This window comes from Methylobacterium sp. C1, from assembly GCF_001854385.1.
Taxonomy (GTDB): domain Bacteria; phylum Pseudomonadota; class Alphaproteobacteria; order Rhizobiales; family Beijerinckiaceae; genus Methylobacterium; species Methylobacterium radiotolerans.
On the sequence record NZ_CP017640.1, the window covers coordinates 6,001,956 to 6,028,148 of the forward strand.

At 69.2% G+C, this 26,193-nt stretch carries 27 protein-coding genes and 1 tRNA gene; 10 read left to right on the top strand and 18 right to left on the bottom strand.

Annotated elements, in window-relative coordinates; translation table 11 throughout:
• Positions 1 to 118 precede the first annotated feature (118 nt).
• The 8 genes from tig (at position 119) to BKE41_RS27685 (ending at position 7,895) form a co-directional block, all read left to right on the top strand.
• A complete protein-coding gene (gene tig / locus BKE41_RS27650) occupies positions 119 to 1,540 on the top strand; it encodes a trigger factor (protein ID WP_024828280.1) in 1,422 nt (473 codons plus the stop codon).
• Positions 1,541 to 1,666: 126 nt separating this feature from the next.
• Positions 1,667 to 2,293 (top strand): ATP-dependent Clp protease proteolytic subunit, encoded by a 627-nt coding sequence (locus BKE41_RS27655; protein ID WP_012322036.1) that lies wholly within the window; start codon positions 1,667 to 1,669, stop codon positions 2,291 to 2,293.
• A 184-nt stretch (positions 2,294 to 2,477) separates the two neighbouring features.
• Positions 2,478 to 3,749 (top strand): ATP-dependent Clp protease ATP-binding subunit ClpX, encoded by a 1,272-nt coding sequence (clpX, locus tag BKE41_RS27660; RefSeq protein ID WP_010684321.1) that lies wholly within the window; start codon positions 2,478 to 2,480, stop codon positions 3,747 to 3,749.
• A gap of 246 nt (positions 3,750 to 3,995) precedes the next feature.
• Positions 3,996 to 6,422, top strand: coding sequence for an endopeptidase La (gene lon / locus BKE41_RS27665; protein ID WP_071000441.1), 2,427 nt, complete (start codon positions 3,996 to 3,998; stop codon positions 6,420 to 6,422).
• Positions 6,423 to 6,505: 83 nt separating this feature from the next.
• Positions 6,506 to 7,225, top strand: a complete 720-nt coding sequence (locus tag BKE41_RS27670; protein ID WP_071000442.1) for an aspartate/glutamate racemase family protein — start codon at positions 6,506 to 6,508, stop codon at positions 7,223 to 7,225.
• 61 nt (positions 7,226 to 7,286) lie between these two features.
• Positions 7,287 to 7,362 (top strand) — tRNA-Val (locus tag BKE41_RS27675).
• Positions 7,363 to 7,452: 90 nt separating this feature from the next.
• Positions 7,453 to 7,713: a hypothetical protein gene (locus BKE41_RS27680; RefSeq protein WP_071000443.1), complete on the top strand. Its 261-nt coding sequence runs from the start codon at positions 7,453 to 7,455 to the stop codon at positions 7,711 to 7,713.
• On the top strand, positions 7,710 to 7,895 hold the full coding sequence (locus tag BKE41_RS27685; RefSeq protein WP_071000444.1) for a hypothetical protein: 186 nt from the start codon (positions 7,710 to 7,712) through the stop codon (positions 7,893 to 7,895). Before BKE41_RS27680 ends, BKE41_RS27685 begins: the two co-directional genes overlap by 4 nt.
• A gap of 189 nt (positions 7,896 to 8,084) precedes the next feature.
• Here BKE41_RS27685 and BKE41_RS27690 read toward each other — a convergent pair whose 3' ends face one another.
• Entirely contained in the window at positions 8,085 to 8,483 is a 399-nt protein-coding gene (locus BKE41_RS27690; RefSeq protein ID WP_245295857.1) for a hypothetical protein, read from the bottom strand.
• A gap of 208 nt (positions 8,484 to 8,691) precedes the next feature.
• Positions 8,692 to 8,964, bottom strand: a complete 273-nt coding sequence (locus BKE41_RS27695) for a hypothetical protein (RefSeq protein ID WP_245295858.1) — start codon at positions 8,962 to 8,964, stop codon at positions 8,692 to 8,694.
• 229 nt (positions 8,965 to 9,193) lie between these two features.
• Here BKE41_RS27695 and BKE41_RS31390 point away from each other — a divergent pair, with 229 nt between their 5' ends.
• Entirely contained in the window at positions 9,194 to 10,114 is a 921-nt protein-coding gene (locus BKE41_RS31390) for a hypothetical protein (RefSeq protein ID WP_159392807.1), read from the top strand.
• Between the two features lie 126 nt (positions 10,115 to 10,240).
• Here the strand turns inward: BKE41_RS31390 and BKE41_RS27700 are convergent, their stop codons facing one another.
• The 13 genes from BKE41_RS27700 to BKE41_RS27760 all read right to left on the bottom strand — a co-directional run bounded on the left by BKE41_RS27700 (position 10,241) and on the right by BKE41_RS27760 (position 18,948).
• Positions 10,241 to 10,597 carry a hypothetical protein gene (locus tag BKE41_RS27700; protein ID WP_071000447.1) on the bottom strand — a complete coding sequence of 119 codons (357 nt, stop codon included), beginning with the start codon at positions 10,595 to 10,597 and terminating at the stop codon, positions 10,241 to 10,243.
• A gap of 46 nt (positions 10,598 to 10,643) precedes the next feature.
• Entirely contained in the window at positions 10,644 to 11,057 is a 414-nt protein-coding gene (locus tag BKE41_RS27705) for a hypothetical protein (RefSeq protein ID WP_071000448.1), read from the bottom strand.
• Entirely contained in the window at positions 11,057 to 11,332 is a 276-nt protein-coding gene (locus tag BKE41_RS27710; RefSeq protein WP_159392808.1) for a hypothetical protein, read from the bottom strand. Before BKE41_RS27710 ends, BKE41_RS27705 begins: the two co-directional genes overlap by 1 nt.
• Positions 11,332 to 11,952 (bottom strand): lysozyme, encoded by a 621-nt coding sequence (locus tag BKE41_RS27715; RefSeq protein ID WP_071000450.1) that lies wholly within the window; start codon positions 11,950 to 11,952, stop codon positions 11,332 to 11,334. Before BKE41_RS27715 ends, BKE41_RS27710 begins: the two co-directional genes overlap by 1 nt.
• 13 nt (positions 11,953 to 11,965) lie before the next feature.
• Positions 11,966 to 12,298, bottom strand: a complete 333-nt coding sequence (locus BKE41_RS27720) for a septal ring lytic transglycosylase RlpA family protein (RefSeq protein ID WP_083374463.1) — start codon at positions 12,296 to 12,298, stop codon at positions 11,966 to 11,968.
• A gap of 78 nt (positions 12,299 to 12,376) precedes the next feature.
• Positions 12,377 to 14,143, bottom strand: a complete 1,767-nt coding sequence (locus BKE41_RS27725; RefSeq protein ID WP_071000451.1) for a hypothetical protein — start codon at positions 14,141 to 14,143, stop codon at positions 12,377 to 12,379.
• 11 nt (positions 14,144 to 14,154) lie between these two features.
• Complete coding sequence (locus BKE41_RS27730; RefSeq protein ID WP_071000452.1) at positions 14,155 to 14,496, bottom strand: hypothetical protein; 342 nt, start codon at positions 14,494 to 14,496, stop codon at positions 14,155 to 14,157.
• Between the two features lie 8 nt (positions 14,497 to 14,504).
• Positions 14,505 to 14,741 carry a hypothetical protein gene (locus BKE41_RS27735; RefSeq protein WP_071000453.1) on the bottom strand — a complete coding sequence of 79 codons (237 nt, stop codon included), beginning with the start codon at positions 14,739 to 14,741 and terminating at the stop codon, positions 14,505 to 14,507.
• A gap of 2 nt (positions 14,742 to 14,743) precedes the next feature.
• Positions 14,744 to 15,913, bottom strand: coding sequence for a hypothetical protein (locus tag BKE41_RS27740; RefSeq protein WP_071000454.1), 1,170 nt, complete (start codon positions 15,911 to 15,913; stop codon positions 14,744 to 14,746).
• 2 nt (positions 15,914 to 15,915) lie between these two features.
• Positions 15,916 to 16,389, bottom strand: coding sequence for a hypothetical protein (locus BKE41_RS27745; RefSeq protein WP_071000455.1), 474 nt, complete (start codon positions 16,387 to 16,389; stop codon positions 15,916 to 15,918).
• The gene (locus tag BKE41_RS27750) at positions 16,386 to 16,952 is read right to left on the bottom strand and encodes a hypothetical protein (protein ID WP_071000456.1); all 567 of its coding nucleotides are present in this window, start codon (positions 16,950 to 16,952) and stop codon (positions 16,386 to 16,388) included. Before BKE41_RS27750 ends, BKE41_RS27745 begins: the two co-directional genes overlap by 4 nt.
• A gap of 7 nt (positions 16,953 to 16,959) precedes the next feature.
• On the bottom strand, positions 16,960 to 18,201 hold the full coding sequence (locus tag BKE41_RS27755) for a tail fiber protein (protein WP_071000457.1): 1,242 nt from the start codon (positions 18,199 to 18,201) through the stop codon (positions 16,960 to 16,962).
• Between the two features lie 15 nt (positions 18,202 to 18,216).
• Positions 18,217 to 18,948, bottom strand: coding sequence for a hypothetical protein (locus BKE41_RS27760; RefSeq protein ID WP_071000458.1), 732 nt, complete (start codon positions 18,946 to 18,948; stop codon positions 18,217 to 18,219).
• Positions 18,949 to 19,129: 181 nt separating this feature from the next.
• Here BKE41_RS27760 and BKE41_RS27765 point away from each other — a divergent pair, with 181 nt between their 5' ends.
• Complete coding sequence (locus tag BKE41_RS27765) at positions 19,130 to 19,645, top strand: hypothetical protein (RefSeq protein ID WP_071000459.1); 516 nt, start codon at positions 19,130 to 19,132, stop codon at positions 19,643 to 19,645.
• 250 nt (positions 19,646 to 19,895) lie between these two features.
• On the opposite strand, the gene BKE41_RS27775 is transcribed toward BKE41_RS27765, so the two are convergent.
• From BKE41_RS27775 to BKE41_RS27785, 3 genes are all read right to left on the bottom strand, one after another.
• Positions 19,896 to 23,192: a hypothetical protein gene (locus BKE41_RS27775; protein ID WP_071000461.1), complete on the bottom strand. Its 3,297-nt coding sequence runs from the start codon at positions 23,190 to 23,192 to the stop codon at positions 19,896 to 19,898.
• Between the two features lies 1 nt (position 23,193).
• Entirely contained in the window at positions 23,194 to 24,840 is a 1,647-nt protein-coding gene (locus BKE41_RS27780) for a hypothetical protein (RefSeq protein WP_159392809.1), read from the bottom strand.
• 66 nt (positions 24,841 to 24,906) lie between these two features.
• Entirely contained in the window at positions 24,907 to 26,193 is a 1,287-nt protein-coding gene (locus tag BKE41_RS27785) for a hypothetical protein (protein ID WP_071000463.1), read from the bottom strand.

Genomic DNA, 26,193 nt, shown 5'->3' on the forward strand with positions numbered 1-26,193 from the left:
GGTTGCGGTCCCCTCGGGACCCTCCGCCCCGTACCCGACATCTCGGCATCCCGGTCCGCGCGAGCACGACGCCGGCCCGGCCGGCGACCCCAGGTTTCTTTGAAGAGCGACGACGACGATGCAGGTGACCGAGATCAACGCCCAGGGGCTGAAGCGCGAGTTTCAGGTTCTGCTGGCCGCCCAGGAACTCGAGGAGCGCCTGACCAACGAGCTGTCCGGCATGAAGGACAAGGTGCAGCTCAAGGGCTTCCGTCCCGGCAAGGTGCCGGTCGCGCACCTGCGCAAGGTCTACGGCCGCTCCGTGATGGCCGAGGTGGTGCAGAACGCCGTCAACGAGGCGAACCGCCAGATCGTCACCGATAACGGCCTCAAGCTCGCCCTGGAGCCGCAGGTCGAGTTCCCGACCGACCAGGCCGAGGTCGAGAAGGCGCTGGACGCCAAGGGCGACCTCGCCTTCAAGGTCGCCCTCGAGGTGATGCCGAGCTTCGAGCTCGCCGACCTCTCCGACGTCAGCCTGACCAAGCTCGTCGCCAAGCCGTCGGACGCGGAGGTCGACGAGGCCCTCGACCGCATGGCCGGCCAGAGCCGCCCGTTCACCGAGCGCGAAGAGGGCGCCGAGGCCCAGAGCGGCGACCGCGTCACGATCGACTTCGTCGGCCGCATCGACGGCGAGGAGTTCCAGGGCGGCAAGGGCGAGGGCATCGACCTCGAGCTGGGCTCCGGCTCGTTCATCCCGGGCTTCGAGGATCAGCTCGTCGGCGCCAAGGTCGGCGACAAGCGCCTCGTGAAGGTCACCTTCCCCGAGTCGTACGGGGCCGAGCACCTCGCCGGCAAGGACGCCGAGTTCGACGTGACCGTCACGAAGATCCAGGCGGCGGGCGAAGCCAAGATCGACGACGAGTTCGCCAAGTCGATGGGCATGGAGTCGCTGGAGAAGCTCCGCGAGGCCGTGTCCGAGGCGATCGGCCGGGACTTCGAGGCCGCCTCGCGCCGCCGGCTCAAGAAGGAGCTCCTCGACGCGCTGGACGGCAAGTACGCCTTCGAGCTGCCCCCGTCGCTGGTGGCGCAGGAATTCGCCGCGGTGTGGGCGCAGGTCGAGCAGGACCTCAAGACCCGCGGCAAGACCTTCGAGGACGAGGACACCACCGAGGAGAAGGCCCAGGCCGAGTACCGGAAGATCGCGGAACGGCGCGTCCGTCTCGGTCTCGTGCTTGCGCAGGTCGGCGAGAGCGCCGATATCAAGGTCTCGGACGAGGAGGTGAACCAGGCCCTCATCGCCCGGGTCCGGCAGTTCCCGGGCCAGGAGCAGCAGGTCTGGGACTTCTACCGGAAGAATGCGCAGGCGCTCGCGGAACTCCGCGCGCCCCTGTTCGAGGAGAAGGTCGTCGACCACGTCCTCGGGCAGGTCAAGCTCGTCGAGGAGCCCGTCTCGAAAGAGGCGCTTTTCGCCGACGAAGATGACGACGACACGACCGGCGGGAAGCCGGCAGACAAGGCCGAGGCCAAGGACGAGTCCAAGACCGAAGCCAAGGCCGACTGAGTCCCGCTCTGTCCCAGGACGGCGGGCAAGGGTTAGGCGATGGTTAAGCATCGCCGGTGTTCGCTGACATGCCCGGGGCTGCCCTGATTCGCGGCAGCCCCGGGCCTCACTCCGGGGCAGGACGAGATGAGAGATCCGATCGACGTCTACAACAACGCGCTCGTGCCGATGGTCGTCGAGCAGTCGAGCCGCGGCGAGCGCGCCTTCGACATCTACTCCCGCCTGCTCCGCGAGCGCATCATCTTCCTCACCGGCCCCGTGGAGGATTACGGCGCGTCGCTGATCGTGGCGCAGCTGCTGTTCCTCGAGGCGGAGAACCCGAAGAAGGAGATCTCCTTCTACATCAACTCCCCCGGCGGCGTGGTCACCTCCGGCCTGTCGATCTACGACACGATGCAGTTCATCCGCTGCCCGGTGACGACCCTCTGCGTCGGCCAGGCCGCCTCGATGGGCTCCCTGCTGCTCACAGCCGGCGAGCCGGGCCACCGCTTCGCCCTGCCGAACGCCCGGATCATGGTCCACCAGCCGTCCGGCGGCTTCCAGGGCCAGGCGACCGACATCCTGATCCACGCCCGCGAGATCGAGGCGCTGAAGCGGCGCCTGAACGAGATCTACGTGAAGCACACCGGGCGCGACTACGACACGATCCACACGGCGCTGGAGCGCGACAACTTCATGACCGCCGACGCGGCCAAGGAGTTCGGGCTCATCGACGAGGTGATCGAGAAGCGTCCCGAGCCGGCGGCCGCCTGACCGCCCCGCGTCGCCTGACCGCCGCGGCGCGGCCTTGATCCCGCCGCGGCAGCGTGTTTGCATCGAGGTTCGGGCCCTTCGGTCAAAGGCGCGCAGCACACTGTTTCTTTAAACGGGCCCCCTACATTCATGCGATGCGCGTCCGCCCCTTGCCGGCTGCGGACGCGAGGAATCGGAGACCGATATGAGCAAGACTGGCGGCAACGACTCGAAGAGCACGCTGTATTGCTCGTTCTGCGGCAAGAGCCAGCACGAGGTCCGCAAGCTGATCGCCGGCCCCACGGTGTTCATCTGCGACGAGTGCGTCGAGCTGTGCATGGACATCATCCGCGAGGAATCGAAATCCTCGCTGGTGAAGAGCCGCGACGGCGTGCCGACCCCCAAGGAGATCCGCCGCGTCCTCGACGACTACGTCATCGGCCAGGACTTCGCCAAGAAGGTCCTCTCGGTCGCGGTGCACAACCACTACAAGCGGCTCGCCCACGCGACGAAGCACAACGACGTCGAGCTGGCCAAGTCCAACATCATGCTGATCGGGCCGACCGGCTCGGGCAAGACCCTGCTCGCGCAGACGCTCGCCCGCATCCTGGACGTGCCGTTCACCATGGCGGACGCCACGACGCTGACCGAGGCCGGCTACGTCGGTGAGGACGTCGAGAACATCATCCTCAAGCTGCTCCAGGCCTCGGACTACAACGTCGAGCGGGCGCAGCGCGGCATCGTCTACATCGACGAGATCGACAAGATCTCCCGCAAGTCCGACAACCCGTCGATCACCCGCGACGTGTCGGGCGAGGGCGTGCAGCAGGCGCTCCTGAAGATCATGGAGGGTACGGTCGCCTCCGTCCCGCCCCAGGGCGGACGGAAGCACCCGCAGCAGGAATTCCTGCAGGTCGACACGACCAACATCCTGTTCATCTGCGGCGGCGCCTTCGCGGGGCTGGAGCGGATCATCTCCCAGCGCGGCAAGGGTACCTCGATCGGCTTCGGCGCGACCGTCCAGGCCCCGGACGACCGCCGCACCGGCGAGATCTTCCGCTCGGTCGAGCCAGAGGACCTGCTGAAGTTCGGCCTCATCCCCGAGTTCGTCGGCCGCCTGCCGGTCCTGGCGACGCTGGAGGACCTCGACGAGGCCGCGCTGAAGAAGATCCTGCAGGAGCCGAAGAACGCCCTGGTGAAGCAGTACCAGCGGCTGTTCGAGATGGAGAACGTCGACCTGACCTTCCAGGACGAGGCCCTGTCGCTCGTCGCCCGCAAGGCGATCGAGCGGAAGACCGGCGCCCGCGGCCTGCGCTCCATCCTGGAGACGATCCTGCTGGACACGATGTACGACCTGCCGGGCCTCGAGTCCGTGGAGCAGGTGGTCATCGGCCCGGAGGTGGTCGAGGGCAAGTCGCGCCCCCTCTACATCCACGGCGACCGCAACAAGGACGCGCCCGCCAGCGTCAGCGCGTAGGCGCTCGGTAGGGTTGCATGAGGCGCCCGGCTCTGGCCGGGCGCGCTGCGGGGGCCGCCTTGAAAACGCTCCCCCCCGCAGCCACCTCAGGCTCAGCGCGGTGGCCGCACGCTCCTTCGAGGTCCGGTCCGCGTCGCCAGCCGCAAAGTTAGCGAAATCCGACCCTCGCGGCCCGGTCGGCACCTGGCTGTAGGCGCGCTCCGTGCATGGGGGCGCCGAACCGGGCGTCCCTGAGAGGAAGTCAGCATGTCACAGTCGAAATCGCGCCAGCCGGTGGTCCCGGGTTCGACGGGCTCCTACGCCGTCCTCCCCCTGCGCGACATCGTCGTCTTCCCGCACATGATCGTGCCCCTGTTCGTGGGCCGCGAGAAGTCGATCCGCGCCCTCGAGGAGGCCGTCCGCACCGACCGCCACATCCTGCTCGCCACCCAGATCAACGCGGGCGACGACGACCCGGCGACCGACGCGATCTACAAGATCGGTACCCTCGCCTCGGTGCTCCAGCTGCTGAAGCTGCCCGACGGCACCGTAAAGGTGCTGGTCGAGGGCGTCGGCCGCGCGAAGGTCGTGGACTTCACCCGCTCGGACGAGTTCTACGAGGCGACCGCCGAGGCGCTCCACGACGAGCTCGGCGACCGCGTCGAGGCCGAGGCGCTCGCGCGCTCCGTGCTCTCGGAGTTCGAGAACTACGTCAAGCTCAACAAGAAGATCTCCCCCGAGGTCGTCTCCGCCGTGACGCAGATCGACGAGCCGTCGAAGCTCGCCGACACGATCGGCTCGCACCTGCTCGTCAAGATCTCCGACAAGCAGGGCATCTTGGAGACTCCGACGGTGGCGCAGCGCCTCGAGCGCGTGCTGTCGCTGATGGAGAGCGAGATCTCCGTGCTCCAGGTGGAGAAGCGCATCCGGACCCGCGTCAAGCGGCAGATGGAGAAGACCCAGCGCGAGTACTACCTGAACGAGCAGATGAAGGCGATCCAGAAGGAGCTGGGCGACTCCGAGGATGGCCGCGACGAGCTGGCCGAGCTGGAAGAGAAGATCGAGAAGACCAAGCTCTCCAAGGAGGCCCGAGACAAGGCCACCGCCGAGCTGAAGAAGCTGCGGCAGATGTCGCCGATGTCGGCCGAGGCGACCGTCGTGCGCAACTACCTCGACTGGATGCTCGGCATCCCGTGGGGCAAGCGCTCGAAGATCAAGAAGGACCTGCTCGGCGCCCAGGCGCTGCTCGACGAGGACCATTTCGGCCTCGACAAGGTCAAGGAGCGGATCGTCGAGTACCTCGCCGTGCAGCAGCGGGCGAACAAGCTCACCGGCCCGATCCTGTGCCTCGTCGGTCCCCCCGGCGTCGGCAAGACCTCGCTCGGCAAGTCCATCGCCAAGGCGACGGGTCGCGAGTTCGTCCGGATGTCGCTCGGCGGCGTGCGCGATGAGGCCGAGATCCGCGGTCACCGCCGGACCTATATCGGTTCGATGCCCGGCAAGATCGTGCAGTCGATGCGCAAGGCCAAAACCTCGAACCCGCTCATCCTGCTCGACGAGATCGACAAGATGGGCATGGACTTCCGCGGCGATCCGTCGGCGGCGCTCCTCGAGGTTCTCGACCCTGAGCAGAACAGCACCTTCAACGACCACTACCTGGAGGTGGATTACGACCTCTCGAACGTGATGTTCGTGACCACGGCCAACACCCTCAACATCCCGGGCCCGCTCATGGACCGGATGGAGGTGATCCGCATCGCCGGTTACACCGAGGAGGAGAAGGTCGAGATCGCGCGCAAGCACCTGATCCCGAACGCCCTGAAGAAGCATGGCCTCGGGACGCACGAGTGGTCGATCGATGCCGACGGGCTGATGATGCTGGTCCGCCGCTACACGCGGGAAGCCGGCGTCCGCAACCTGGAGCGCGAGCTGTCCAACCTGATCCGCAAGGCGGTGAAGGAGATCCTGATCACCAAGACCAAGTCGGTCGCGGTGACCCCGGAGACCCTTCCGGTCTTCCTCGGCCCGCCGAAGTTCCGCTACGGCGAGATCGACGCGGACGATCAGGTCGGTGTGGTGACGGGTCTGGCCTGGACCGAGGTCGGCGGCGAGCTGCTGACGATCGAGGGCGTCATGATGCCCGGCAAGGGCAAGATGACGGTCACCGGCAACCTGAAGGACGTGATGAAGGAGTCGATCTCGGCGGCGGCGAGCTACGTCCGCTCCCGGGCCCTGGACTTCGGCATCGAGCCGCCGCTCTTCGACCGGCGCGACATCCACGTCCACGTTCCGGAGGGGGCGACCCCGAAGGACGGTCCGTCGGCCGGCATCGCCATGGCCACCGCGATCATCTCGACGCTGACCGGGATCCCGGTCCGCCGAGACGTCGCGATGACCGGCGAGGTGACGCTCCGCGGCCGGGTCCTGCCGATCGGCGGCCTGAAGGAGAAGCTGCTCGCCGCGCTCCGCGGCGGCATCAAGACGGTGCTGATCCCCGAGGAGAACGCCAAGGACATCGCCGAGGTGCCCGACAGCGTGAAGAACGGCCTGGAGATCATCCCGGTCTCGCGGATGGATCAGGTCTTGGAGAAGGCGCTGGTCCGCCAACCGGAGGCGATCGAGTGGGAGGAGCCGCTGCCGGTGGCCAAGCCCGCCCGCACCGAAGAGGACGGCGCGGCCTTCGTGGCCCACTGAGCGTCCTGACTGAGTGAGACGAGCCCCCGGCGCCCTGAGCCCCGGGGGCTTCTTCGTGCGCGGATCCAGGCACGGAGGACCGGATGCGTATCCTGCTGATCAACCCGAACACCAGCGCGCACGTCACCGACCTCGTCGCCGATCATGTCGGCCGGCAGCTCGGCGGCCGGGCGGAGCTGCGCGCCGTCACCGGCCGTTTCGGCGCGCGCTACATCGCGAGCCGGGCGGCGGCGGCGATCGCCGGCCACGCGGCCCTCGATGCCCTCGCGGAGCACGGGGGCGCGTGCGACGCGGTCTACCTGGCCTGCTTCGGCGATCCGGGTCTTCTCGCGCTGCGCGAGCTGTCGCGGGTGCCGGTGATCGGCATGGCGGAGGCGGCCTGCCACGAGGCCGCCGCGGCCGGCCGCTTCGGCATCGTCACCGGTGGGGCGGCCTGGGAGGGGATGTTGCGGGAATTCGTGGCGGCGCTCGGGCTGTCCGACGCCCTCGCGGCGCTCCGTACGGTGGCTCCGAGCGGCGGCGCCATCGCCCGGGACCCCGACGCGGCCCTGGCGATCCTGGCCGAGGCCTGCCGTGCCTGCGCGGCGTCCGGCGCGGAGACGGTCATCCTGGGCGGTGCCGGTCTGGCGGGGCTCGCGGCGCGGATCGCCCCGCAGGTTCCCGTTCCGGTGATCTGCTCGGTCGAGGCCGGGACCCGCGCGGTTCTCGCTTCGGGCGCGTCCGCGTCGATTCGATCCAGGCCCGATCCCGTGGAGAGCGTCGGCCTCGGACCGGCCCTGGCGGCGCGGCTCATCGATCTCTGACGCGGATCCGGGGCGCGGACCCTTGCACCGGACCAGCGCCATGCCGTAACGGTCGCCGGCCGGGCGGTTAGCTCAGTTGGTAGAGCGTCTCCTTTACACGGAGAGGGTCGGGGGTTCGAGTCCCTCACCGCCCACCATTGTTTGCAATGACTTAGCGCGGATTTCCGACGACTTGGCAGCTCAAGTCTCCGGTTATTCTCCAAGAACCCCGGATTTTGCGCTGCACCATGGCCAAAGAACCCCCGACGGTTTCCGAGCTGCGCAAGGCCGCCGAGATCACCGACCAAGAGATCGACGCCGCGGTCGACGCGGTGCTCGCGGATCTGGCGACCGAGGCCTATCCGCTCGCGAAGGGTTGGTCCCTCGACCTCGTCGAGACGCTCCGCACGAACACCCGAGCGGCTGAGGCGCTCACCACCGACAAGCCGGCCTGGAAGCGCAACATGGTCCGGACCTCCATCCTGCTGGCGCACCCGGTGAAGGCATGATTCTCGAAGAGGATCCCGTGGCCGAGGCCGTCACGGTCCTCATCTCGCGCGGGCACACCGTCGAGCCCGACGACGACTTCGAGAATTGGCGCGTCGACGGAGGCGACTGGCTCAGCACGGGCGACCTGCTGGCGTGGGCTATCGTGCTCGGCCTGAACGGCGGCGTCGGCCGGCTGCAGTAGCTGTGCCTGTCGAACGCACCGGCGCCCGACCGCGCCAGGACATCCGGCCACGCGTACTGGCGGCGCTGACGTCCGAGCCGTCCACTGCCACCGAAATCGCCGAGCGCGCCGGCATTCCGGGCCGAGAGCGCGCCGTGCAGGCGACCCGCGCGCTGGAGCAGCTGGAGGCTGAGGGACTGGCTTACAGCGTCATCCGCCGGACGCGGATCCGGTGGCGCGCCGCGGCGGCCGCTCCCGCCTATCGATGATCCGCGCTCGATCTCGCAGGGTAACCTCGTGCGTCGGCCATTCCAGGCACGCGGCATCGAACGCCGCCTTGGCCATCGACAGCGGGTAGATCGTCGCGAGGTGCAGTTCGACGTTGCCGCCGGTCTCCCGCCAGATCTCGATCGTGTATGGGACGCCCGGCGGCACCGGCGGGATCTGCTTGGCGGCCGGCGGCAGCGTGATCGCGGCGAGGCAGAGGTGCTCGTACTTCCGCGCGGGTGGCGCCCCGGGCGCGCGCTGGTAGCGGCACGAAGCCGTCAGATGCCGCAGCAGGTCGAGCGTCGAGATGTCGGCCCCATGGCGATTGATCAGGCTGGCCACGGTGTACCGGCCCGAGCGCTTGCAGGTCGCGCAGTCGACGTACACCCGACCGGGCCCCGCATCCCTCAGGCGCGCCATTCTGGTGGCCCTCCGCTCGCGAACGAATACGGAACAAGCCTGAGGTGTGGGCGCGCTTCAACCGGCGGCAGCCGAGGCGCGCGAGATCATGGTGGAGCGGTGTGGATGGCGCTCGGAAAGCCGAGACCCGTCAGGCGCTTCGGCTGACCCGAGCAGCGAACTCCCAGACCGGCGGCCCCCAGGTCTGCCCGGGCTTCGTCCGGTAGCCGGAGAAGCGGTCGAACACGATCCGGTCCGGTTCCACGCCGACGACCCGGCTGTCGTTGACCATCAGCGCGCCGGCATACTCGACGCGCAGGAAGCCGTGCTCCAGGTGGACGCCGAACAGCTGCGGCGCGGTCCAGCCCAGCCGGTGCGCCTCGGCGCCGTGCTGGTCGAGGAAGGCCAGAGCGTTCGCGCGCATCGCCGCCCATCGCGTCGGGGTCAGGTACCGGCACGGCGAGGCGTGCTCGGACAGGCGCTCGATCTGGTCGCGCCAAGAAGCGACAGCGGGCGGGAGGTCGGCTGGGGCGGCGCTTGCAGACATGCCCGCCGCGCTACTCACTTGAGGTTAATAAAAGCTGGGCCGGGCGCTTGTGACAGCGGCCCGGCCCGGTCATCCTCGGAGATGCGACTCAACCGATGGATGTGGGATGATACTGAAAAATCTGCGCGTTATCACGATATGTTTGCTGGCGATGGCTGGGACTGCAGAAGCTCAATCCCCAGGGAACCCCCAAAAGACTGAAAGCCAACAGCAAGACGCCAACTCCAAAAAGGCTGAACCCTCTCCGCCGCAACCGGAGATTGGGGCTGTCACCGTTCAGCCGCAGCGTTCCGACGAGAGCCTGGCTGAGACCAAGGTGTATGAGCCCGATTGCGGGAAGCCCAAGAGCCAGCCCGAAGCCGATCTGTGTGTACAGAGGCGCGTTGCAGATGCTGCCGAAAGCGCTTTGCATTGGACTCGGATCCAGACCGGCGGCGCGCTCGTAGGCCTTGTACTCGTTCTGGCAACCCTAGGGGTCACGGCTTGGACAGGCAAGGCCGCAAGCATCGCAGCTCAAGCAGCAGTAGATGCTGTAGGCGCTGAGCGAGCATGGATGACATTCGAAGGCATACAGCCAGCGACGATGTTAAATGCTCCAATTGGAAATGGTAAAATTGAGCCAAAAATATATGGAATTGCGATACAATGGAAAAACACCGGCCGTAGCCCATCGATTAAAAACGGCATCACTAGCAATATACAATACATAGGAAAGAACGATGAAATCCCATTTTTCGAAAATAATATAAAAGAAGAATTTAGATCAGGAACAATTGGTCCAGGGCGAACTGTTATTACTTCATTTTTTTGGCTCCCTCCTGATATTTGGGAAAGTTTTGCAGAGGGAAATATTGATATTGTAGCGTGGTCATCGGTCAAATATGCAACTACGTTCAATAGAAGTCGTATTTGCGAAACCGAGGTCACTTTACGCATAAGTTATGATGGGTTCCGAACCGGAGAGAATGGAAGTTCTTCGCCTAATTACGCGACACACGTTATGGGCCCGCAAAATGATGCCACTTAGATAAAAGAAAAGGCATTCCGTTAAGTTGAGAGAAGAGCCTCGGTAGGCAGGCAATTACAAACGCACAAAAGGCGCCCCGGCCGAAGCCAGGGCGCCCGCGCGTATGCACGATGTGGATACGGCCGATCAGTCGGGCGGCCGTCGCATGAAGGCCTTCAGCATCGCCTCGCGCGTCTCCTTCATCTCGTCCCGCACCGAGATGACCATGTCGTCGATGCGCCGCTCCAGGCGGGTGATGACGTCGCCGGTCACGTAGGTCCGCGCCACCTCGATCTTGAAGGCGTTCAGCTTCTCCTCGATGGACCTGATCTCGATCTTGGCCGCGGCCATGTCGATCGTGAGCGGCGAGACCGCCTCCTTCGTGCCGGTGCGCAGCTTCCCCACGACCCAGTCGACGCCCTTGCCGACCGAGAACAGGAACAGCGCGAGCGCGATGAGCTGCGCCCAGGTGATCGGCCCGGGCGACAGGAAGGACGTGTCCATGGCGGCGGTCTTTCGCGGCCCTACCCCTCTCCGGGGCGGGAGAGGGTTAGCGGGTGAAGGTCTTCTTGACGCCGAGCAGGCCGATCAGCCCGACGCCGGCCCAGATGATCGTCTTCTGGATCTCAAGGTACTCGCCCGGCATCGCGGCGATCTTCCAGGAGCCGACCGTGTGACCGTCCCAGGGGAAGCAATCGAAGGTCACGGCGCCGAAATGGATGATCGCGATCGCGAACGCGACCGGCATCATCCAGGCGGTCAGCAGGGAAGCCCGGTCGGCGTTGCGGGCGGCCGCGACCTGCTGCTGGGCCACGATCCAGGCCTGGAACATCTGCGCGTTGGTCGAGACGTCGGCACCGACATCGACCTGGTGCTTGGCGAGATCCGTGTCAGCCCGCTTGTTCGCGAAGTCGAGGATCTTGCCGAGCAGGCCGGGGACGAGGGTCAGGAGAGCAGCGATCATCAGCGGGACCCTCCGGGCGCGTCACGGTCCGGCGCGCGCATGGGCGGCGTGGTCGTGTAGGCTCGCATCACGAGGCCCATCAGGAAGCACCCGGCCACGATCGCCTTCGCGGTCCCCTCTGGCGCGCCCATGTCGATGAGCAGCTGCCGGAAGTCGACGGCGTGCAGCGCGTCGAGCAGCGCCAGCAGGAAGGCCGGGGTGAAGAAGATGAAGGTGCGCCAGCCGCTGAGGCGGCGCCACAACACGCGGGCTCGGTGGAAGCGAGAGCGGGGCATCAGGCGGCCTTTCGTCCGAGGAAGAGGTCGACGAGGCGGGTGAAGAGGCTGGGCCGCGCCGCGGCGGCCGGCTTCGCGCCCGTCATCGGCGCGAGCGGATCGGGCGCGGTCGCCGGCGCCGGCAGCGTCCCGGCCATCGCCTTGACCGGCGAGCGGTCGCCGCGGCGCGCGTAGACCTTGGCGCCGGCGTAGGAGGCGAGGGCGGCCTGATCGCGCTCACCCTGCCGGCGCGAGATGATCGCGGCCGGCTTGTTCCACATCAGGAACGCCTCGACGGCGCCCGGAAGATCTCCGGCGTTGGCGCGGCGGACCACGGTCGAGTGCGCGAAGCCGACCGGCCCGATGTTGTAGGCGAGGCTCACGCAGGCATCGAAGAACGGCTGCGGGACTGGCTTGGCCAGGGCGGCACGGACGGGGGCCGCGTACTTTTCCAGCGCGGCGGCGAAGAGCGCGTCGGACTGGAGCGGCGTGATCGTGAGGCCCGGCACCACCTTGATCAGCCCGGAGGCGGTCGTGATCCCGGTCCCGATCGTCCAGACGCCGACGGAATCCTTGTAGGCGGTCAGCCGAGTGCCTTCGCGCCCCTCAAGGGCGGCGCGTCCGATGGGCGAGACGTCCATGGTGGTCTCCGGGTCAGCCGAGGATGGCGAGGTGGACGCGGCCGACGCCCGACAGGCCGATGGCCCGGGCCGCGCCGCGCGAGAGGTCGATCGCCCGGCCGGCGATGAACGGGCCGCGGTCGTTGATGCGCACGACCACCGAGCGGGCGCCGTAGGTCACCCGCACCAGGGTCCCGAACGGGAGCGTGCGGTGCGCCGCGGTCAGGCCGTCGGGCACGAACCGCTCGCCGTTCGCCGTGCGGTGGCCGGTGCCGTACCAGGATGCGGTCTCGGCCAGGGCGCACGGGGCCGATCCCGCGAGCACGAGGCACGCGAGGGCGGCCAGCGCCGGGAAGCGCAGGGTCATCAGGATCTCGGAGGAGGGGAGCTTGAGAGGAGAGCTTAGGCGCTCAGCGCGCGCGCCCGGGTCACGAGCGCCTGCACGTCAGTTGCCCCGCGCATACCAGGTGAAGGGCTCGCCCGCGCGGGCCGTCGTCGTGCCGTTGTTGTAGCGCGGGTATGCCGTGAAGCCGGTCAGCGACGCGGTGCTGGCGGAGACGCCTTCCAGGGTGCTCGCGCTCGACGAGGCGCCCTGGATCATCGCCTGCAGGAACCACACGGCGTTCGGGAACGCCTTCGGGAACGTAACGACCGGATCCGATCCCGAGGAGCCGACGGTGCCCCACTGCTCGATCTCGCCGGTGGACCAGACGATGTAGCCCGTCGGACCGAGCTGCTGGCTGACGATGCGCCGGGGATCGCTCGCCCGGCTCAAGCCCTGCGTCAGGTAGTTCGCCGTCCGCCCGCGCAGCCGGCCCGACACGTCGGCGCTGATCGCATAGGAGGTGGGCACCTCGTAATAGCCGTAGCGCGGGAGGTTCGCCTGGGTCGACCACGACCGCACGTTCTCGATGCCGAGGTCGTCGATGTTCTCGATCGGCTGGACCCTGATGACGTCCGCCGTGTTCGTCGCGCTGCGGAAGCCGATCTCCTTGAACCGCACACCGTCAATGATGCAGTGGTTGCGGGTGATCAGGATGCCGAAGTCGTTGGCGCCCACCACGAGGCCGCCCTTGACCGTCGCCGCGCCCGCCAGCCAGAACCCGCCGCCGGCCGGGAAGAAGACCTGGCAGCCGTCGAACTCGACTTCGTTGGTTCCCGTGTAGAAGGCCGCGCTCTGGATCGGGTTGCCGCTGGTCCCGTTCTGCGCCGACTCGAAGCTGGAGCAGCCGATGATGCGGCCCGTGGCGCCGCCGCCATCGTCGACGGTGACGGCCCCGTTCGACTTGCGGTCGATGCAGGCCACAACCGTGAAGTTGGCCGCCGAGACGAGGTTGATGCCGGAGCCGATCCGACCGGGACCACCGGCCACGTGGGTGCCGCAGCCGCAATTGCTGGTGCGGATCATCTCGGCCAGGAAATCGACCGGCTTTCCGGCCGCGCCCCCGGGGCCGTACGCCTGCGCCGCGACCGAGAGGCCGTTGTCCCACGCATCGTAGATGGTCAGGTCGCGCGCCGTGGTCCGGTCCGCGCAGACGATCACTGCCGAGCCATACGGCACGCTGTAAGTGTCGCCGGCGCCGATGGTCGGGTTGACCTTGTCGGCCCCGACCGCTTGCACCGTCAGACCCTGGAGCAGGCAGTCCGTCGCCGTGGCGGGCACGAGGATCAAGGGCCCCGCGGCCGATCCCGTCACGCGTCGGTTCACGAAGACCGACCCCGCGCCCTTCCCGACCAGGCGCGTGCCCACGGCCGCGAGCGAGACGACATCCGAGAGGTTGAAGGTCATCTGCGGGACGAGCAGGTCGACCTCGCCGCTCGACAGCGCCTTCTGCACGAGGGTCGTGTGATCCGTGCTGGTCGATCCGTAGCTGCCGAACTCCGGGATCGACCAGGGCTGATCCTGCGAGCGGGCGAGATACGGTCGCGCGATGGCGCCACTTCTGCTGAGCGAGTTGGTCGACGGCACGCCGCCCAGCGCGTTCAAGGCATCGCTGGGGGTGGCCGCGCCCGTACCGCCCGCCGTGATCGGCAGCTTCGGCACGGTCCCGTTCGCCGCGGTCTGCGCCATGGCGCGCGGCGTCAGCACGGTGGCCCCGGCCAGGCCGAGCAACAGCGGGGCGAACCGCCTGCGATCGGCCACCGGCTCGGCCGGAAGGGGCTTGGGCTCCCGGATCTTCGTCCGGGTCAGGAGGGAGTTGAGCAGCGGCATCGCTAACGGCCTCACTGTGCGATCAGGACGAAGCCGCCGCAGGCGAACGGCTGCCCGGCCGGAACCGGGGCTGCGGTGCTGCCGGGCACGCAGGCCGGCAGGTTGGAGGCGCTGGGGATGAAGGCGCTCGGCAGCGGCGACGGCGCGCCGCCCGGCAGCGTCACCTTCATCCCGGAGATGTCGCAGGCCGCGCCGGGCGCGCAGGTCAGGCCCGAACCGTTGATGGTCAGGCCCTCGACGTTCGGCCGGTACATGTCCGGTGATGCGTACCGCGGCGCCCTCGAAGCATCGTAGGCGACGGCCGGCCCGGCGATCATGGCCGCGGCGAGCGCCGCGAGGAGACGGAAGCGCATGGCGGTCCTCAGGAGGCGACGAACTGGAGGGTGTTGCCGGAGATCCAGGGATCCCCGACGCTGAGACCGTCCGGCGACTTCGGCAGGAGGTCGTAGGCGGCGCGCAGGACCGCGCCGGGCTGAGCCTTGAGCAGCGCCAGGGCGAGCGCCGGGCTGATCACCGTGCCGGCGTCGAGGGCTGCCTGCGCCTGGCCGGTGGTGGCGAACTGCAGCGGGGTCGGCGGCGGGATCGCGGGCGCGGCCATCGTCAGTTCCCCTCGTAGAAGAAGACGTCGCCGGCCGTGCCGTTGACAGAGACGGCGTTGGCGTTCGAGCAGGCGAAGGAGGCGGCCTCGCCCGGCGCGAGCGGGTAGCCGGAGCCGGTGCCGTCGATCACCGTCGTCACGCCGGCGGGCCCGACCACGCCGGGCGAGGCCGAGGTCTGCGCCGCGTTCGACGTCTTGGCCTTCACGACGATGCCGTTGACCAGCGACACGTTCGGCAGCGCCACGGCGGTACCGGTGGTGGCGATCTTCACCTGGCCGGTGACGATGCCGGCCGGCGTCGGTGTGGCGACCTTCAGCGTGCCAGCGAGGAGGGCGCGGATCGCCTCGGACTTCGCGTCGGTGGCCGCGCCCGCCGGGAGGGGGAGGGCTGCGGCCGAGATCGGCTGAGTGACCCCGGATCCATCCACCGGAATGCGCCCGGCGACGAGGGCCGGCACCCGGGCGAGCAGGGTGGTCCAGTTCCCAAGGCCGCGGCGGAGCAGCGCCAGGACCGAGCCCGGCGCCGTGTCCGAGCCGGGGTCCGTGTCCGACGGCGTTCCGAGGCCGGTCGCGAGGTTCGAGAGGCTGGCGTTGCCCGTGCCCTGGAGCGCTGAGGTCGCGGCGCCCGCGGGCAAGGGGAGGGCGACGGCCGAAACCGGCTGCGTCACCCCCGACCCGTCGACCGACAGCCGGCCGCCGACGAGCGCGGCGGGTAACCGATCGCGGATCGCGGCGAGCACCGTGGCGATGCCAGTCTGCGTCCCGAGCAGGCGGGTCAGCTTGGCGATCAGTGAGCCCGCACCGGCATCCGAGCCGGGCGCCGCGTCCGCGGGCGTGCCGATGCCGGTCGAGATATTCGACAGCGTCACGTTGCCGGTGGCGAGCAGCGCCCGGCACGCCTCCAGCCTGACATCGCTCGCGACGTCCACGCCGTCGTCGCGGAACCCGATGATCGGTCCGGGCGACAGAAGCTTGGTGCTGAAGGCCAGCGTCAGGACCTGGCCGTTGATCGACTTCCGGCCGAGCCCGCGGCGCCCGACGGCATAGATCCACTGGTTCGTCGGCTCGTGCAGAACCGCCAGCACGGTCCGCGGGTCGATGTTCACGCCCGAGAAGTCGAGCGTGCCCGCGGCGGGGTTCAGCACCACGCCGGTGAGGTCGATCTGCTTCATGCTCAGATCCCGCCGAAGACCAGGGCCGCGGTGATCGCCGCATCCTCGGCATCGCTGCGCGCGATGCCGCCGAAGTCGCTGACCCAACCCGGGCCCGACGCGATGGCGAGGTAGAAGGCGCCCGCCCGCACGGCCCCGTACGGCGGCGGGGTACCGTCCATGTCGAGCCAGGGCCGGGCGCCGGTGCCGTCGACGTTCAGCGTCGGGGCCTCGGTGTTGTCGCGGTCGACCTGGACGAGGACGGCGACACCGGGGCGGAGCACCCGCACGCCCGAGGCGGTGCGCGCCACGTAGGCGTTGAACATGCCGCCCGTGCGGACCGCCCCGCCCTGGTCGCCGACGTAGCCGGCGAGGGCCGACATCAGGTCTCGGATGAGGCCGGGCAGCTCACGGGCGGAGGCACCGTCGAGCGCCGGCACGCCGGCATCCGAGACCGCGTTGGCGGCGGGCCGCGTCGACCAGTCGAAGACGCTCACGACTGCGCCCCGGTCGTGACCTGGAAGGAGCCGTTCGAGTACCAGAGCTTGCCGGCGCCGTCGGGCGCCTCCTTCGGCAGGAAGGCGGCCAGCGCCTCGAGCGCGGTCTGCGCGTTCAGCACCTGGAGGTCGGTGGTGGCCGGGTTGATCTTGCGCCACGCCGGCTTCTCCGGCGACACGGCCTCATCCCAGACGACCATCTGGAGCTGGCCCTGCACGACCGCGCCGGGGGCGAGCTCGTTGCCGTCGGCCGACAGGAACGCGACCGGCCCGTAGCCATCGACCATCAGGGATGGCTCGGCCTCGTTCGTGCGGTGCGCCCAGAAGGCGATCATCGTCCCGGGCTTCGGCTTCAGCCCCGAGAAGGTGTTCACCGCGTAGAGGTCGCCGAGCCCGACCGAGACCAGCGCGCCCGACGTGTCGGCGATGAGCTGCGCCACGCCGGCCATGAGCCCGCGCACCAGGCTCGCGTAGGCGCGCGCCGACACGCCGTCTGGAACGGGCATGGCTTTGTCCGCGATGGCGTTGAGCCCCGCGTTGGTGGACCAGTCGAAAGCGCTCATCGGGTCCTCAGGTCTTGATGGCCCAGGTCACCACCGCGCCCGGCGGCACGTTTGGGTGCGGATCGCCCGAACCGGCCGTGTCGATCACCAGCGTGTGGACGTGGTTCGGCGTCGGATCGATCGTGTGGGCGTGGTCGCCGTCGATCGAGATGCCGTGGCTGTGCGTGCCGCCCGGATCGGTCGCGAAGCTATGCGCGTGGTTGCCGGCCGCGTTGCTCGTGAAGGTGTGCGAGTGCGGGCCGCTCTGGGTGGTCTGGCCGTTGCCCTGCGAGCCCAGGTTGATGCCGGTGACGACCTGGGCGTTGTTCGGCGTCGCCGTGCTCACCAGGCCGTAGCCGTACTGGACGACGTGGGCGTGATCGCCGCTGATGTCGGTCGTGCCGGTGTGGGCGTGGTTGCCGGTCAGGTTCGTCGAGCCGGTATGGTCGTGGGCACCGTCGATATTCGTGCCGCCGTGGTTGTGCGATCCGGCGGACTGGATCTCCGGCTGGAAGAAGCCGGCCGGCGACATGGTCGAGGTGTGCATGTGCCGCGGCATCTGGTTCGGTAGCATCGCCACCACCTCGCTACCGCCGAGGAAGCCCAGCGAGCCGACGAGGCCGCCGGCCGAGGTGAGCAGGTTCAGCCCGCGGTTCGCGCCAAACAGCGACCGGCCGCGCAGATCGGGCAGGTTGAAGGTCTGGAATCCGTCACCCACGCCCCACAGGCTGCTGATCGCGGCGAACAGGGCGGCATAGGAGGCGCGCGAGACCGGCCGGCCGTCGCAGATCTCCCAGCCCGAGGGCACGTTGGGGCCGCCGAAGGCCTGGATTATCCCAGCCGGCAGCGTGGTCGGCGACAGGGTACGGTAGACCTGCGCGTCGGGGTCGAACACGACCGACCAGACCGTCGGGTAGATGTCGCCCGGTCCGAACTGGCTCCCGTCCGAGCGCAGCCACGGCTTCGGGGTGTTGCCGTCGGCGCACAGCGTGCAGGGGTTGAGGTTGGTCGTCGTGGTCCGGAACTTGAGCGTGTGCGCTTGACCCGCGGCCTTTGCAGAGACGCCCTGGCGGGTGATGACCGTGTAGGCGTCCGAGCCGTAGGCTTGGTTCACGCCCGCGTTGTCGAGCATCCAGAGCTTCATGGAAGCCATCAGCGCGCGCATGGCGTCGTTGATGGTTTTGGCCGGCTGCCCCTCGTTGAAGATGATCGGGGGATCCGAGACGTCGTTGCCCGAGGGCGCGACGTCCCAGTTGATGGCGCCGGGCATAGAGCCGTCCTCGGGTTAGCGGGTCGTGGCGCCGGGCAGCAGCGCGAAGAAGCGCTGGGCATCGAACGCGGGGGCTTGCCGGCGAGCCGGGTGCATCTGGACCGGGGCCGGAGCGGGCGCCGCGGCGGCCTGCGCAACCGGTGAGGCAGCCGGCGCATCGGCGGCGGTGAGTGTGCGCAGCAGCGAGGCGACCTGGAGGGTGCGGTCAGCCTCGGGTGACTGCATCGCCGCGCCGCCCGCCGGGGTCACCGAGCCCTCGGTACCGGCTGCGACCGGCCCGGACAGGCCGAAGGCGCCGCGGGGCGCGGCCGAGCCGGGCGAGAACGCCCCGCCGAGGAAGGCCGCTGCCTTCGCGCGGTGCCCGGCCATCTGGGTGTTGACCTTGTCGGCGACGGTGCCGGGGGTGCCGCCGTTCGCCGTGTCGCTCCGGTCATAGAGCCCGGGCCGCCCGGCATTCACGGTCGAGTAGAGGTCCAGCATCCCCATGCCGGGCTTGAAGCCGCGGTCGGTCAGGTAGCGCTCGACGGCGGGGAGCTGGTCGGAGAAGCTCTGATCCTGGCTCGCGCCGTACTGCTGCTGCTCCGTCGGCCCGAACTGGATCAGGCCGATGTGCCGGTTGCCCGAGCCGCCCCGGATCGAAGGGCTGAACCCGCTCTCGAACGACATCACGGTCGCGAGGTCGAGCGGGTCCGCGCCGATGCGCTGCGCGCTGGCGATCAGCGCGTCGCGGTCTGCGGCAGTCGGCATGTTGAAGGTCCCGAAACGACAAAAGCCGCCCTTGCGGAGCGGCTTTCAGGGTCCGGCGCGCAGCGCTGCGGACGGTGGCTTATTCCCGCGGTTCGCCCGTCGGGTCAAGTGTGTGGCTGGCACGTCATATCCAGCAAGCCAGCCACCCGCGTAGGTTGATCGCCGCGACGAGGGGACGACGATGCGGTTGAGATCGGTGTGCGCGCTGGCGGGGCTGCTGGCGCTTGGCGGCTGCATCCAAGCCGTGACGATCCCAACCCAGATGACTGCGCTGAAGGACGCCTGTCACGGCAAGGATCGGCCGATGGCGGGAGCGGGTGACTTATCGGTCTGGCGCTGCGGCGAGGGCGATCAAGCGAAGTATGCCGTCTATCGAGGCGATGTCTTGGTGAAGGAGGCGAACGAGCTGGAGGCCTCGCAGGTCGCAGGTGGACTGTCGTGCCTCTCCCGAGGGTTCAAGGCCAAGACGCCCGAGTTCGAAGCGTGCGCTGCCAACATTCAGCAAGTGGCTTTGTCGGCAACCGGAAACCTGCGAGATCGCGAGAACGCTGACGCGGCGGCGCGCCGTGAACGAGCTGCCGATGCGCTGATCGCTGCTGGGGCATCGCTCCAGGCGACGCAGCCACAGACCGTGAACGTGCAGGCGAACTGCACCTCAATGCGAACCGGCACGCTTGTAAGCACGACCTGCAACTGATCCGTGCTACGCTGAGCAAATGCCCCGCTGGCTCCAGATCATTTTCACGCTCGTTCTGTTCGCTGGGATCATGCTTGCCGTGCGGGCGGCGTTGGTCGTTGGGCTTCACGCCACGGTTCCAGACTTCACCGCGTGGATGGACAAGACCGTGGGGCACACGGCGCACGTGGTTCTGCTAGTCGGATTCCTCGTTCTCTGCGGGGCCTTCGGCTTTTGGCCGCGCGACCGAGCTGGCCGGATGAAGCCGCTTTTACCGCGCCGCCGCTGACTGTCGCAGCGGAGCAGCGCCGCCATTCGCAAGCGTCAGGAGCCGATGGGTGAACAGCTCCGCGTTCTTGCTGCCCGGAGCTGACTTCGCCAGCGCGCGCAGGTCCGGCACCGCCTGCGGATCGGTGAAGATGCGGGCGATCGCGGCGTTGTTCAGATCCCGAGACCGCTCGCCCAGAGCGTGTGAAGCTGCCTTCCGGATCCCGACCAAGCCGCCGGCTGCCGCGCCGGCCGGGCCAGCCGCCACGCCGCCCGCCGCGGCACCGGTCACCGCATCGGAGATTGCCGCTGCAAGGGGTGTCCCGTTCTTGAGGCGCTCCTGGATCGCAGTGTTGAAGGTCGTGTCGCTGCCCTTGTTCGGGCGATAGCCGGTCGCCTCCAGGGTGGTGAGCAGCTTGTCGAGCGCCACCCACCGGGTCTCGCCCTCCGGAAGGGCGCGCATCACGGCTTCGAGGTTGTGCCGCTGCTGGGCGTTGCCTCGGATCGCCGAGGCGAACCCGGCGCCCCCGTACTGCGAGGCGAGGCCCTTGGTCTGCTGAGTCGCTTCGTTGAACACGGTTTCCAGGTAGGTCCGCGACAGCTCGCGTGCCTGCTGCGGGCGATTGGCCGCCAGCGCCTGCATGGCCGCGGCCACCTCGGTGTGGCTGCCGGGCGCCGGGTTCGGGTTGAACAGCGTCCGCACGGCGTTGCCGACATCGGGAGACCGCGCGAGCTGGCCGAGCGGCGACGCCTCGACCCGCGCTAAGCCTTCGCGAGCGAGCACGATGTTCGAGAGACGATCGCGAGCGCCCGGGAGCTGATCCAGGACGTCGGCATGCTTGCGCATCGCGGTGCGCATCGCCTCGGCAGACAGGTTGCCCTCGGCGCCCGCCGCACGGTCCAAGATCTGGGTCGTGACGTACCGCTCCAGAGCCTCGCGCGAGAGGGGCGCAGGCTGCGCGAGCAGCTCGCGGGCGGCGGTCGCGCCCGTGAAGGTGCCGGGCACCTGTTCGGCCGGCATCCGGAATGGGCCATCGCCGGCCGGCGTCTCGAACCGATCCGTGGCGCGCCCGAGCGGTGCGTTCGGGCGGGTGTAGGGCTCGAGCGGCACGGAATGGCGCGCGAACACCTCGTCGGCCGCCGCCACCTCAGGCACTTCCTTGAGCCCGCGGTCGATCCCCTGGCGCGCGATCGTCAGATCGCGGGCCTTCGTGCCGTCACCGATCTCGATCGCGGACCGCACGTCCTGGTCGAGCCGCTCGCGGGCGCGGAGATTGCCCGCCACGGTCATGTCGACCGGGCTGTCCGGGTTCGCCCCCTCGAACAGGTTGCGGCGCGCGGACTGGAGGCCGGAGCGCACATCACCCTTCGCGGTCTGCAACAGGTCGTCGATCGCAGCGATGCCGGGCTGCGGGTTCACCTGCCCGAACCGCACATCCGGGATCTGCTCCTGGATGGTCGTTGACTTCACGAGGGGCGCGGGCGGCTCGCGCATCGCACCGATGACGGCCTCGTAGGCGTCGAGCGGGTCGGCGTGCTGGCCACGCACCAGCGAACCGACCACCCGGTCGCGGACGTCGGGGTGAAGCGTGCTCGCGTCGATGCCGACCTTGCCCAGGTCCTCGCGGAGGCGGCTGTTCGCCAGCGACACCGCTTGGCTGTAATCGTCGCCGAGCTGTCCCGCCGTCGGCGCGCCGCCCGCGCCCCGGCTCGTGCCGAGCGGGTACGAGGGGAAGCCGCGCTGCTCGTTCTGGAGCTTGCGCAGGAGCTCGGAGGAAATGTCCCGCGCCATGCCACCATCGGCGTCTGGCCGGAAGTAGCCCTCCTCGATCAGCCGCTCGCGCCAGAAGTCGTCGATCCCCTTGCCGGTCGGCCGCGCGACGTTGCCGTGGCCGGGGATGTTGAAGCGCTGGAGATCCGTCGCCGCGGCGTCGCCGTCGAGGCGGATGCCGCCGTTGCGCGCGATGAAGCGCGCGAGGCTCTCGGGCCCCGCAGCGGCGGCCTCGGCATCCGGACGCACGAAGGCCTCCAGCGGACGCGGAGCCGCATCGGTGAACTGCGGGCGCGAGTAGGCCTGCGGCGTCACGATGGGATCGCCCGGGCGCTCAACAGTGATCATCCGCTCGATACCGGCGCGCTCGGGGGCGTTGCGCGCGGCCTCGTACAGCGGGTCGCTCGCCGTCTTCCGCGCCGCCTCGAGGCCGCCACGGATCCCGGACAACTCGCCCTGGATCGTCTGGCCGGCCTGCTCGGGTGTCACCCGCGGCCCCGTCGCCGCACGCGCGGCCGAGAACGCCATCCCCTCTGGCGTCTGGGCCATGCCCGCCCGGGCGGCTTCCTGGATCTGAGGGCCGAGCGTCGAGGGTGCCTCCGGTATCGGAGCGAGCCGCTCGAAAGCCTCCCGGCCCACGTTGTCGATCGCCGCCGGACGCGCCGCGTAGAACTCGTTCAAGACGCGCCCACCCTCGCCACCAGAATTGGCGACGTTGCGGGCGAGCTGCGACGCCCGCACGGCCCGGCCGCCCGTCACGGCGTTCAGCGCCTCGTCGAGCGACAGCGGCACGCCGCCGCCAGGGAGGCCCCGGGCTTGCTGGATCAGATGCTGCGCGGCTTCCAGGTCCTTCTCGTCGAGCCCCTCCAGGGCCTCACGTACGACGCCCTGGCCGCGGCCGCCGCCGGTGACGGCCGTGACGACCTTGCCGGCTAGGCGGCCAGCAGCAGGGCCAGCCGCGCCGAGGCCCGCGCCGAGACCTGCCCCGACCTCAATGGCGCCGACATCACCCCCCGAACGGACAGCCGCATCGGCACCGCCCAGCGCTGCACCGGAGAAGCCAGAGGCCACCATTCGGGCCGGCAGAGCAGCGCCAGAGGCGCCGAACGCAGCCGGAGCAGCGGTGACCAGAGGAGCAGTGCCGAGCACGCCACCGAGGATTTCACCGGCACCGCTCGCATAAGGATGCTCGGCCGCAGTCCGCTGCCCGAAGTCCTCGACCGCCTTCAGCTCGTCGCTGTACCGGCTGTCGTTCTTCAGGGCGCGGACGCCCGCCGCCACTCGGTTTAGACCACCCAGCAGGTACGGCCCGATCACGGGCACCCCATCAACCAAGCCGCGGCCGACTGCGGCCGCCGCGGTTCCTGCCTGGGGCTTCTCCGGCACGAGGTCGCCGAAACCGACCGAGGCTTGCACCTTCCCAGTTGGGACCAGGTCAGAGAAGTCGATCTGCGGCGCCTGGGCGGCCTGGGCGGTCGGGGCCTGCTGCTGCTTGGCCGGGATCAGATCGCTGAAGTCGATGTCCGCCACGTCACAGCCCCCGCGGGTCGATGCCGAACTTCAGCAGCCGCGTCTTGACCTTGTTCGGATCCGCACCGGCCTTGATCGCTGCACGCGCCTGATCCAGCGGCCCCATAGCGGGTGTCTCCGAGCCCTGAGGGGTGCCCGGGCGCTGGCCCACGGCGCTTTGAGCCTCAGGAGCCTGGACCTGCATCATGGGGCCGACCTGCTTGAGATCAGGCTGAGTCGCCAGCATCTGATCAGCCAGGGCGTTGTGCCGGCTGATCGTCGCGCGTGCCGAGCGTTCGTTCAGATCCAGGATGCGCCGGATCGAGCCCTCGTCGAGCGCGATGTTGTCGCCCGAGAAGTCCTCCGCGAAGGTGCGGTCGCCGTTCGACGGATTGCTGCCGAGGCCCTTCACCGCCGCCAACACCATCGGCTTCAGCGCGGCCCGGAGGGACTCCGTGTTCTGGATGGCATCCGGATCGGTCACACCAAGGAGTGCGCCGACCTTCTGAAGCGCCAAGCGGTCGCCGGCTCGGAACCCGGAGATGATGCCGCCGGAGCCGTCGAGCTGGGCCCGCGCATTCTGGATGGCGCGGATCTGATCCGCGCCCGCGCGCGCATTGTCGGCGCTCGCGACGAACTGGTCGCCCAGCCCCTTCAGGATCGGGTTGATGGAGTTGTTCACCACGGTCTGGGCGCGCGAGGCGTTGCCCTTGAAGTTGATGAAGTCGGTGAACGAGCCTTCGTAGCCGCCCTTCTTCGCCGCCTCGTAGTTCTTCTGATCGGCCGTGGAATCGTCCCTCGCCTGCAGGGCGACGGTCTCCTGGCCGGTGCGCTCGTTCCGGTTCCAGCGGTTGCCGTCGGCATCGGTGTACTGCTTGTAGAGTTCCGACGGTGGCAGGACGCCCTTGAACAGCTCGTTCATGAAGGTGCTGTTGCCGCCCAGGGTGAGCGCCTGCTCCGGGCTGATGCCGGGGATCTTGCTTGCCACGTACTGGGCATTCCCGGATAGCTGGCGCTGCTCCTGCGCGTCCTTCCGCACCTTCAGGCCGAACTCGGCCCGGGCGAGATCGGAGGCGGCGCGCTTCCCTTCGTTATCCTGGTAGGCCTTCAGGCCGGCCGCCGCGCCGCGCCCGAAGCCGGGCGTCGACATGAGGCCGATGCCGAGCGAGGTCAGCAGGTCGCCGCCACCGTTCGCGTTGAGATTTCGCAGTCCGTCGCCGATCCGGTCGAGGAGAGACGGCTCCGCTGCGGGAGAGGATGGCGCAGGAGCCGGGGCGGCGTTCGTCGACCCGGTCGTCGCCGGAGCAGTGGGCGCCGGCAGGCTGCCAAAACTCAGCGGGCGCGGCGGCGCAGCGGCGGCCGGCGCCTCATCACCACGCGGCGCGGCTGGCGCGCTGACCGGCAGGGCAGGCGCGCGCGAACCGACGAGGCTGGGCAGCGGCGACCGCTCCGGCTCCGCGGCCAGCGGCGCCGACATCTGCGGGGGCAGGGCGCCGAACATGCGCAGCGGGGCGCGGGCCGGTGCCTCGGGCTCGACGGCCGGCGCCGCCGCGGCGACCTGCGGCTGCATGGTCGGCGCGGTCGGCGGCACGAAGCCGGTGAAGCCCGGCGGGATGGCCGCCGGCACGTCGTCGGCCGAGACGTCCATCTGCGGCCGCGCCTGCTGCATCAGGCGGGCGATGTCGGCCGGGGAGAGGGCGCCGAACGGCGAGAGACCTGCGGACACGACGCGCTCCTACTTGCCGATGAACTTCGAGGCCGTGCCGGCGATGGCCAGCCCGCCGCCGAGCAGCTGCTGGAGCACGCCCGGCTGCGGGATCTTCTGGACCGACGTGCCGCTCGAGGAGCCGCCGAGGCCCGCGATCGGGTCGACGATGCCGGCGTAGAGGCCGAGTTGCTTCCAAGGCGACGCCTGCTGCTCGGCGAACTGCTCCTGCGCGGCGTCGAGCTGTGCCTGCCGGTCCGCATCGAGGGCGGCACCGACACCGGCCAGGGTCAGCCCGGGACGCTGGAGGTTGTCGATGTTCGTCCCGACCATGCCGAGACCCTGAAGCGCCGCGGCCCGGTCCGCCTGCGCGGCCGACAGCTTGATCGTCGACTTCTGCATGGCGTTCTGGATGTTCTGGTTATCCAGGCTCGCCAGCGAGTTCGCGCCCGTGAGCGCCGTCGAGTTCGTGTCGTTGTAGAGGCCAGCTCCGGACAGGGCGAGGCCGGCGTTGACCTGCTCGGCGTTGTTGATGCTGCCGTAGAGCCCCTGCTGGAGGCTGGTGCGGGCGTTGCGCGAGCTGTCGATCGCCGTGGCCGCCTGCATCTGGCGGGTGCGCTCGTTGTCGTAGTCCGTGTACCGCGCCTGCGTCCCGATCGCGCCGAGGGAGTCGGCGATCGTCGCGGCGTACCGGCCCGAGCCGGTGCGGCCCGCCGCGCCCATCTGCTGGGCGATCTTCGAGGCCGCCTCGCCCTGGCTCCGGCCGATCACCGCGTCGAGGTAGGGGTTCGCCCCGCCCAGGAACTTGCCGTCGGCGGCATCCTGCAGCGACTTCTCCGTCTGCGTCTGGCCGGACAGCCCGTTGAGCAGGCCGGTGTAGCCGTCGGTCGAGAGGTTATAGTCGCCCCGGGTGAGCGCGCGCGCCGTCGAGTAGGCGAGGTTGTTCGGGTCCGCCATCTGGTCGGCGAGCTGGCTGACCCGCGACGTGTCGATCTTGCCGATGGTGTCGAGGCCGGAGAGCGCGGCCTGGATGCCGGAGGTCGTGCCGCCGTTCTGGAGTAGGCCGGTCAGGTAGCTGTCGCCGGCCTTGGCCGCGCCCTGGCCCGCGTTGGCGCTGCCGGCGATCGTGTCGAGCGCGGCGAGCGAGGTGTCGCCCAGACCGGCGTAGCGCGGGCCAGTGTAGACCTGCGAGCCGACGCCCGAGTTGTACGCCGCGGTCGCGCCGGCGAGCACGCCCTGAAGCGCGGGCTGTGCCGGCGCCCACGGGTCGTTGTTCTGCTGCTGGACCGTGGTCTGGGTCTTGGTGCCGCCGCCCAT

Excerpts from the sequence above, each read along its gene's own strand:
- BKE41_RS27780 (WP_159392809.1), bottom strand. The coding sequence starts at position 24,840 with ATGCAGCAGGCGCGGCCGCAGATGGACGTCTCGGCCGACGACGTGCCG.
- BKE41_RS27730 (WP_071000452.1), bottom strand. The coding sequence starts at position 14,496 with ATGCGCTTCCGTCTCCTCGCGGCGCTCGCCGCGGCCATGATCGCCGGG.
- tig (WP_024828280.1), top strand. The coding sequence starts at position 119 with ATGCAGGTGACCGAGATCAACGCCCAGGGGCTGAAGCGCGAGTTTCAG.
- BKE41_RS27740 (WP_071000454.1), bottom strand. The coding sequence starts at position 15,913 with ATGAAGCAGATCGACCTCACCGGCGTGGTGCTGAACCCCGCCGCGGGC.
- BKE41_RS27765 (WP_071000459.1), top strand. The coding sequence starts at position 19,130 with ATGCGGTTGAGATCGGTGTGCGCGCTGGCGGGGCTGCTGGCGCTTGGC.
- BKE41_RS27695 (WP_245295858.1), bottom strand. The coding sequence starts at position 8,964 with ATGCGCGCGAACGCTCTGGCCTTCCTCGACCAGCACGGCGCCGAGGCG.
- BKE41_RS27720 (WP_083374463.1), bottom strand. The coding sequence starts at position 12,298 with ATGACCCTGCGCTTCCCGGCGCTGGCCGCCCTCGCGTGCCTCGTGCTC.
- BKE41_RS27705 (WP_071000448.1), bottom strand. The coding sequence starts at position 11,057 with ATGATCGCTGCTCTCCTGACCCTCGTCCCCGGCCTGCTCGGCAAGATC.
- BKE41_RS27715 (WP_071000450.1), bottom strand. The coding sequence starts at position 11,952 with ATGGACGTCTCGCCCATCGGACGCGCCGCCCTTGAGGGGCGCGAAGGC.
- BKE41_RS27685 (WP_071000444.1), top strand. The coding sequence starts at position 7,710 with ATGATTCTCGAAGAGGATCCCGTGGCCGAGGCCGTCACGGTCCTCATC.
- BKE41_RS27655 (WP_012322036.1), top strand. The coding sequence starts at position 1,667 with ATGAGAGATCCGATCGACGTCTACAACAACGCGCTCGTGCCGATGGTC.
- BKE41_RS27755 (WP_071000457.1), bottom strand. The coding sequence starts at position 18,201 with ATGCCCGGCGCCATCAACTGGGACGTCGCGCCCTCGGGCAACGACGTC.
- BKE41_RS27680 (WP_071000443.1), top strand. The coding sequence starts at position 7,453 with ATGGCCAAAGAACCCCCGACGGTTTCCGAGCTGCGCAAGGCCGCCGAG.
- BKE41_RS31390 (WP_159392807.1), top strand. The coding sequence starts at position 9,194 with ATGATACTGAAAAATCTGCGCGTTATCACGATATGTTTGCTGGCGATG.
- BKE41_RS27710 (WP_159392808.1), bottom strand. The coding sequence starts at position 11,332 with ATGCCCCGCTCTCGCTTCCACCGAGCCCGCGTGTTGTGGCGCCGCCTC.
- lon (WP_071000441.1), top strand. The coding sequence starts at position 3,996 with ATGTCACAGTCGAAATCGCGCCAGCCGGTGGTCCCGGGTTCGACGGGC.
- BKE41_RS27670 (WP_071000442.1), top strand. The coding sequence starts at position 6,506 with ATGCGTATCCTGCTGATCAACCCGAACACCAGCGCGCACGTCACCGAC.
- BKE41_RS27735 (WP_071000453.1), bottom strand. The coding sequence starts at position 14,741 with ATGGCCGCGCCCGCGATCCCGCCGCCGACCCCGCTGCAGTTCGCCACC.
- BKE41_RS27750 (WP_071000456.1), bottom strand. The coding sequence starts at position 16,952 with ATGAGCGCTTTCGACTGGTCCACCAACGCGGGGCTCAACGCCATCGCG.
- BKE41_RS27700 (WP_071000447.1), bottom strand. The coding sequence starts at position 10,597 with ATGGACACGTCCTTCCTGTCGCCCGGGCCGATCACCTGGGCGCAGCTC.
- BKE41_RS27725 (WP_071000451.1), bottom strand. The coding sequence starts at position 14,143 with ATGCCGCTGCTCAACTCCCTCCTGACCCGGACGAAGATCCGGGAGCCC.
- BKE41_RS27760 (WP_071000458.1), bottom strand. The coding sequence starts at position 18,948 with ATGCCGACTGCCGCAGACCGCGACGCGCTGATCGCCAGCGCGCAGCGC.
- BKE41_RS27785 (WP_071000463.1), bottom strand. The coding sequence starts at position 26,193 with ATGGGCGGCGGCACCAAGACCCAGACCACGGTCCAGCAGCAGAACAAC.
- clpX (WP_010684321.1), top strand. The coding sequence starts at position 2,478 with ATGAGCAAGACTGGCGGCAACGACTCGAAGAGCACGCTGTATTGCTCG.